General features: G+C 76.3%; 6 protein-coding genes. All 6 read left to right on the forward strand.

Annotated features, from left to right (window positions below; genetic code table 11):
• Positions 1 to 589, forward strand: a 589-nt coding sequence (locus tag FNX44_RS21765; protein WP_143650407.1) for a sugar transferase, incomplete at its 5' end; no start/stop codon positions are given.
• A gap of 113 nt (positions 590 to 702) precedes the next feature.
• Complete coding sequence (locus FNX44_RS21770) at positions 703 to 2,154, forward strand: O-antigen ligase family protein (protein ID WP_407699124.1); 1,452 nt, start codon at positions 703 to 705, stop codon at positions 2,152 to 2,154.
• Complete coding sequence (locus FNX44_RS21775) at positions 2,151 to 3,902, forward strand: lipid II flippase MurJ (protein WP_143650409.1); 1,752 nt, start codon at positions 2,151 to 2,153, stop codon at positions 3,900 to 3,902. The genes FNX44_RS21770 and FNX44_RS21775 overlap by 4 nt, the downstream gene beginning before the upstream one ends.
• Positions 3,892 to 4,707 carry a polysaccharide deacetylase family protein gene (locus tag FNX44_RS21780; protein WP_143650411.1) on the forward strand — a complete coding sequence of 272 codons (816 nt, stop codon included), beginning with the start codon at positions 3,892 to 3,894 and terminating at the stop codon, positions 4,705 to 4,707. Before FNX44_RS21775 ends, FNX44_RS21780 begins: the two co-directional genes overlap by 11 nt.
• On the forward strand, positions 4,704 to 5,852 hold the full coding sequence (locus FNX44_RS21785) for a glycosyltransferase (RefSeq protein WP_143650413.1): 1,149 nt from the start codon (positions 4,704 to 4,706) through the stop codon (positions 5,850 to 5,852). The genes FNX44_RS21780 and FNX44_RS21785 overlap by 4 nt, the downstream gene beginning before the upstream one ends.
• A gap of 8 nt (positions 5,853 to 5,860) precedes the next feature.
• The gene (locus FNX44_RS28615) at positions 5,861 to 6,823 is read left to right on the forward strand and encodes a YveK family protein (RefSeq protein WP_181356208.1); all 963 of its coding nucleotides are present in this window, start codon (positions 5,861 to 5,863) and stop codon (positions 6,821 to 6,823) included.
• The last annotated feature ends 34 nt before the right edge of the window (positions 6,824 to 6,857 follow it).

The following is a 6,857-nucleotide window of genomic DNA, read 5'->3' on the forward strand; positions in this document are numbered from 1 at the left end:
CCCCGGCCCGGCCGCCGCCCTCGCCAAACGAGCGCTGGACGTCGCCGCCGCCTCCCTCGCCCTGCTGCTCACCGCCCCCGTGCTGCTGGCCTGCGCACTCGCCGTCCGGCTCGCCGACGGGCCCGGCATCCTCTTCCGCCAGGAACGCGTCGGACAGGGCGGCAGATCCTTCACCCTGCTGAAGTTCCGCACCCTGCGCCCGGCGGACGCGCTGGAGTCCGCGACCCTGTGGAGCGTCGCCGACGACCAGCGGATGAGCCCGGTGGGCCGCTGGCTGCGCCGCACCTCCCTGGACGAACTGCCGCAGCTGTGGAACGTGCTGCGCGGCGACATGAGCCTCGTCGGCCCCAGACCCGAACGCCCTTACTTCGTACGCCAGTTCAGCCAGCGCTACAGCGGCTACGCGGAACGCCACCGGATGCCGGCGGGCATCACCGGACTGGCCCAGGTGCACGGCCTGCGCGGCGACACCTCCATCGAGGAACGCGCCCGCTTCGACAACCTCTACATCGACACCTGGTCGCTGTGGCAGGACGTGCGCATCCTGCTGCGCACCGCCGTGTCGCTGGCCCGGCCCGGCGGGAGCTGACAGTGGCCCGGGGGGAACACGACGCGGTCCGGCACCCGCGTCCGAACAGCCCGACACCGCCGAGCCGGCCGGTCCCGGGCCGCGTGGACACCGGGGACCTCGGCGAGGCCCCGGTGTACCGCCTCGCCAGGACGCTGCGCGGGTGGCTGGTCGCCGCCGGGCCGGCACTGCCCGTGCTGGCGGTGATCGTGCTGCTGTGCGCACCCACCGACCCGGCACACGCGGCCGGTTCCGGCCACGTCACCCCGGCCGACGCCGCCTCCGCGCTGCTCGTCGGCTACTGCGCCCTACGGCTGCTGCGCGCCCGCCGCCGACCGCTCGGCCCGCTCGCCGCCCTCACCCTGGCCGCGCCCGCCGCGGGCGTCGGCCTGGCCACCGCCGCCTCCCTCGACCCGGCGGCCAGCCTCGCCGGGTTCGTCCGCGCCCTCCAGGTCTTCGTACTCGTCCCCGCCGCGCTGGTCCTGCTGCTGCGCCACCGGCGGGACTTCCGCACGGTCGCGCTCGCCGTCACCGCGCTCGCCGTCGTCCAGGGCGCCGTCGGAGTCCACCAGTACGCCACCGGCACCGGCGCCTCCTACATGGGGCAGGACATCAGAGCCGTCGGCACCTTCGGCGCCGTCGACGTGATGGGCATGTCCACCGTCGTCTCCTACGGACTGCTCGTCGCCCTCGCGATCGGACTGGCACCGCCCGCCGGCAGCCCGCGCTGGCTGCGGCCCGCCGCGCTCGGCACGGCCGCGGCACTGCTGGGGCCGCTGGCCGTCTCCTTCAGCCGGGGGGCCTGGATCGCCACCGCCGCCGCCGGATGCGTCGTCGTACTGCTCGCCGGACGCCGTACCGCGCTGCGGGTCCTGGCGACGGCGACGGCGGCAGCGGTCGTCCTGGTCGGCGGGGCCGGGGTGGGCTCGCAGATGATCGGCGAACGGCTCGACAGCATCACCGACGTCACCGCCGCCCCCGACCAGTCCGTCACCGACCGGTACACCATGTGGGCCGCGGCCGTCTCCATGTGGCGGCAGTCCCCGGCCACCGGCGTCGGCCCCCGGGGCTTCCCCGACCACCGCGACGGCCACGCCTCCCTGGCACTCTCCTCCGGCAGCGACACCGCCGGCGCGGGCCGCGGCTTCAACCGCGAACCCCTGCTCTCCCCGCACAACATGTACCTGCTCGTCCTCAGCGAGCAGGGACTGGTCGGCCTGACCGCGCTGGTCGGCAGCTGGGCGGTGCTGCTGGTGGGCGGGCTGAGACGGCTGCGGGCGGCCGGACGCGGCCGGGCCCGCGGCACCGACTGCGGGCTGGTCGCCACCGGGTTGCTGGTGTGGCAGACCGTCGACTTCCTGTACGCCGACATCGGCGGCCCCTCCACCGTGCTGACCGGCGTCGTCTTCGGTCTGGCCGCCTGGTGGGCGCTCCACCCGAACGCCACCCGGGGCCCGGGCGACCCGACCGGCGGCCCGCCGGCCGTGCCGCCCGGCGCGCTGCCGGGTGCGCGGGAGGCCGTGCCCACCCAGGACACCGCGCCTGCCCAGGACTCCGCCGTCCGGCCCCGGGAGGCGGTCGGATGAGCCAGGACACCGGTCCGCGCCCCTCGGCGGAGCCGGCGCCGCCCGGCGAGGGCCGGAACGCCGCCGCCCCGGCCCTCGGGCGCTTCCTCGCCCGGGCCGCCGCCCTCACCGCCGCGCTCACCGCGCTCGGCGCGCTCCTCGGCTTGGTCCGCGACCAGACCATCGCCCGGCTCTTCGGCGCCGGCAGCGAGACCGACGCCTTCCTCATCGCCTGGACCGTGCCGGAGTTCGCCTCCACCCTGCTGGTCGAGGACGCCATGGCGCTGGTCCTGGTGCCCGCGTTCAGCCTGGCGCTCTCCCGCCGGGCCGCGGCGGCCGAGCAGACCGGCGACCGGACCGGCGACCGGACGGCGGAGCCGGACCCCGTGCGTACCCTGCTCGCGGCCACCCTGCCCCGGCTGGCCGCAGCGCTGGCCGCCGTCGCCGCACTCGCACTCGTCTGTGCGCCCCTGCTGGTCCGGCTGCTCGCACCCGGCCTGCACGACCCCGAACTGGCCGTGCAGTGCACCCGGTTGACCGCGCTCAGCCTGTTCACCTTCGGCATCACCGGCTACTTCAGCGCCGCCCTGCGCGCCCACCGCCGCTTCGCACCCCCGGCCGCCGTGTACACCGCGTACAACCTCGGCATCATCGGCACCGTGCTCGCCCTGCACCCGGTGCTCGGCGTGCGGGCCGCCGCCGCCGGGGTGGCCGTCGGCAGCCTGCTGATGGTCCTCGTCCAACTTCCCTCCTTCCTCTCGGCGTTGCCGCCCCGACTGCCGGCCCTCGGGCGCCGCCGGACGACCGGCGGTCCGCGCGCCGCTCGGCGCGGGCGGCGACCCGCCGTGCGGACCGCAGGGCTCGTCGGCCTCGGACTGCTCGCGCCCGTCGTGCTGTTCGCGCTCAGCCGGCAGAGCCAGGTACTCGTCGAACGCTTCCTCGGCTCCACGCTTCCCGCCGGCGCCATCTCCCACCTCAACTACGCGCAGAAGGTCGCGCAGATGCCGATGGTGCTCTCCCTCATGGTGTGCACCGTGACCTTCCCGGTCGTCGCCCGGGCGATGGCGGACGGCCGCCGCGAGGACGCCCGACGGCGCGTCGAGGGCGACCTGGCGTTGGCCGCCGCGATCGTGCTGCTGGGCACCGCCCACGTCATCGCCCTCGCCCCGCAACTCATCGAAATTCTCTTCCAGCGCGGCGCGTTCACCCCCGCCGACACCGACGCGACCGCCTCCGTGATGCGGGTCTACGCGCTCGGCCTGCTCGGCCACACCCTCGTCGGCGCCCTCGCCCGACCGTTCTTCTCCGCCGCCCGCCCCACCTGGTACCCGGCCGCCGCGATGGCGCTCGGACTGCTGGTCACCGTCGTCGCAGGCGCTCTCGCCGCCCCCCACTGGGGCATCCACGGCATCGCCGCCGCCAACGCGCTCGGCATCACCGGCTGCGCCTGGCTGCTGCTGCGCGGCCTGGCCACCCGTGTCGTACCGGTCGACGTCGCCGCCGCCGTCGGCGGGCTGGCCCGGCTGGCGGTGGCCGCCGTGGCCGCCACCGCCGCCGGGACGGCCGTCGCCGCCCTGCTGCCCTCGCCGTGGCCGGCGGCGGCCGGGGGAGCCCTCGCCGTCACCGTGACCTTCGCCGTCGCGGCGCTGCTGCTCCGCGCACCCGAGGTGCCGCGACTGCTGTCCACGGCCGGCAAGGCCGTCGCCCCGCTCACCAAACGAGCCACCAAACGAGCCGTCGAACGAAAGGTACGCCGCCATGGCCGCTGACCAGGCGTCCGCAGACCGCCACGCGGAGCCCGGCACCGGGCCCCGACCCACTCCGCCGCCGTGGCTGCTGATGTACCACTCGGTGTCCGACTGCCGCGACGACCCCTACCGCGTCACCGTCACCCCCGCCCGCCTCGACCGGCAACTCGGCTGGCTGCGCCGCCGCGGCCTCACCGGCGTCGGCGTCGGCGCCCTGCTGCGCGCCCGCGCCGCCGGATACGGCGACGGACTCGTCGGTCTCACCTTCGACGACGGCTACGCCGACTTCCTGGAGAACGCGCTCCCCGTACTCCGCCGCCACGAGTGCACCGCCACGGTCTTCGTCCTGCCCGGGCTGCTCGGCAAGGACAACAGCTGGGACCCGCTCGGCCCGCGCAAACCCCTGCTCACCGCCGAGGGCATCCGGGCCGTCGCCCGCGCCGGCATGGAGATCGGCTCGCACGGCCTGCGCCACGAGAACCTCACCGAAGCCGCCACCGCCGACGACGAGGTACTGCGCCGCGAGACCGCCTACAGCCGCCAACTGCTGCGGGACATCACCGGCCGCGCCCCCGAGGGCTACTGCTACCCCTACGGCGCCGTCGACGCCCGCGCGGTCGACGCCGTACGCCGCGCCGGCTACAGCTACGCCTGCGCCATCGACGCCGGCGACCTCACCGGCCCGCACGCACTGCCCCGCGCCCACGTCGACGAGAAGGACACCGCGCCGCGGCTGCGCCTCAAGCAACTCCTGCACCCCCTGCGGCGACGCGGCCTCACCGAGGAACCCGTCCTGCCGAACGCCACCTGGGAGGCCGGACGGTGAAAGCCCTGCACGTCATCACCGGACTCGGCGTCGGCGGCGCCGAACGCCAACTGCGGCTGCTGCTGCGCCACCTGCCCATCGGCTGCGACGTCGTCACCCTCACCAACCCCGGACCGGTCGCCGCCGGCATCCGCGCCGACGGCCGCCGCGTCCTCCACCTCGGCATGCGAGGCAACCGGGACATGTCCGCCCTGCCACGGCTGACCGGCCTCATCCGGCGCGAGCGCTACGACCTCGTCCACACCCACCTCTACCGGGCCTGCCTGTACGGCCGCACCGCCGCACGCCTCGCCGGCGTCCGGGCCGTCGTCGCGACCGAGCACTCACTCGGCGACGCGCACATCGAGGGCCGCCCGCTCAGCAACTCCGCGCGGGCCATGTACCTGGCCACCGAACGCCTCGGCGCCACCACCATCGCCGTCTCCGCGACCGTCGCCCGCCGCCTCCGCGAGTGGGGCGTGCCCCACCCCCGCATCGAGACGATCCCCAACGGCATCGAGGCGGCCCGCTTCCGCTTCGACCCGGCGGCCCGCCGCACCGCCAGGAACCGGCTGGCCATCCCCGCCGACGCCTTCACGGTCGGCGCGGTCGGCCGGCTCGTCCCCGGCAAACGTTTCGACGCGCTCGTTCGGGCGGTCGCCCAGGTACCGCCCGCCCGGCTGCTGCTCGTCGGCGACGGCCCCGAACGCGCCGCGCTGCGCCGCCTCGCGGAACGGCTCGGTGCCGCCGACCGGGTGGTGTTCGCGGGGGAGTGCGACGAGGAACGCACGCCCTCCGCCGATCGGCCCGGTGTCGCGGCCATGCTCTCCGCGATGGACGTCTTCGTCTCGCCCTCGACGGAGGAGGCGTTCGGCCTGGCCGTACTCGAGGCGCTGGCCGCCGGACTCCCCGTCCTCCACGTGACCTGCCCCGCCGTCGACGAACTGCCCGAGGACGAGGCACCGGGCGCCCGCCGGGTGGCACCGGAACCCGCCGCGCTCGCCGCCGCCCTGCGCGCACACCACCACACCTGGGCGCTCGGCCTGCCCACCCGGCTGCCCGTGCCCAGAGCCGTCGAACGCTACGACATCGGCCGCAGCGCCGACCGGCTGATGGCCGTGTACGAACGCGCCACCGCCCTCGCCACCGCCGACCACCCGAAGTGAGCCGACCCATGACCGAGACCGCCACCGAGACCGAGACCACGACGGACACCACGACGGACACCACCCCCGACAGCCGGGCCGACCGCCAGGCCGAGGGCGGCTCCGACACCGGGGCCGACAGCGGGGCCGTCAGCCGGGCCGACATCAGGACCGCAGCGCCCGAGCCCGCCGCCGACACCGACGCCCCTACCGGCACCGAGCCCGAGCCCGCGTCCGCCGCGGGGCCCGGGACGGGCGGCGCTCCGTCCCGCCGCACACCGGGCGTCCTCCGCCGCGCCTCGCCCATGCGGTCGCTGCGCCGCGCCGCGCGCCGTCTCCCCGCCGCCGCCCGGCGGTTCTCGCCCCGCCGAGGTCTGCGCCGGCTGCCGCCCTGGTGGCCGATCGGCCTCTGCCTGGCCGTCGGCGCCGGCGGCGGCGCGGCCTACGGCATGCTGGCCACTCCCCAGTACAGCGCCACCGGCTACCTGGTTGCCGTCCCCGCCAAGGACTCCGACCCGCAGGCGGCGCTGGGCTTCGCCCAGGCCTACGGTCGGGTCGCCACCAGCCCGGCGGTGCTGCGTCAGGCGCAGAACGTCGCGGGGGAGCCGGTCGCCCGACTCCGCGCCGGCGTCCGGTCCGCCACCTCCCCCGACGCGCCGATGATCGAGATCACCGGCACCGCGCCGCGCCCGCAACTGGCCGCCGTCCGCGCCAACGCCGTCGCCACCGCGCTCACCGACACCAGCGCGGACGCCGCCGAGCAGACAGGCGTGGAACTGCGCGTCCTCGCCCCCGCGCACGCCCCGACCGCGCCCAGCTCGCCGTCACCGCCGCTGGCCACCGCCGTAGGCGCCGCCACCGGCGGACTCGTCGGCGGTCTGTTCCTACTGGTCAGCCCCAGCCGATCCGCCCGCCGCCCGGCCGAGCGGCCGACCGGTGAGGAGCGGGCCGACACCTCCGAAGGCAGCAAGGTCAAGGAAGGAGCACGATGAACGCGCCAACCCCCCGACCCCTCGACGCCCGGAC

It is taken from the genome of Streptomyces alkaliterrae (genome assembly GCF_007097205.2).
GTDB classification, from domain to species: domain Bacteria; phylum Actinomycetota; class Actinomycetes; order Streptomycetales; family Streptomycetaceae; genus Streptomyces; species Streptomyces alkaliterrae.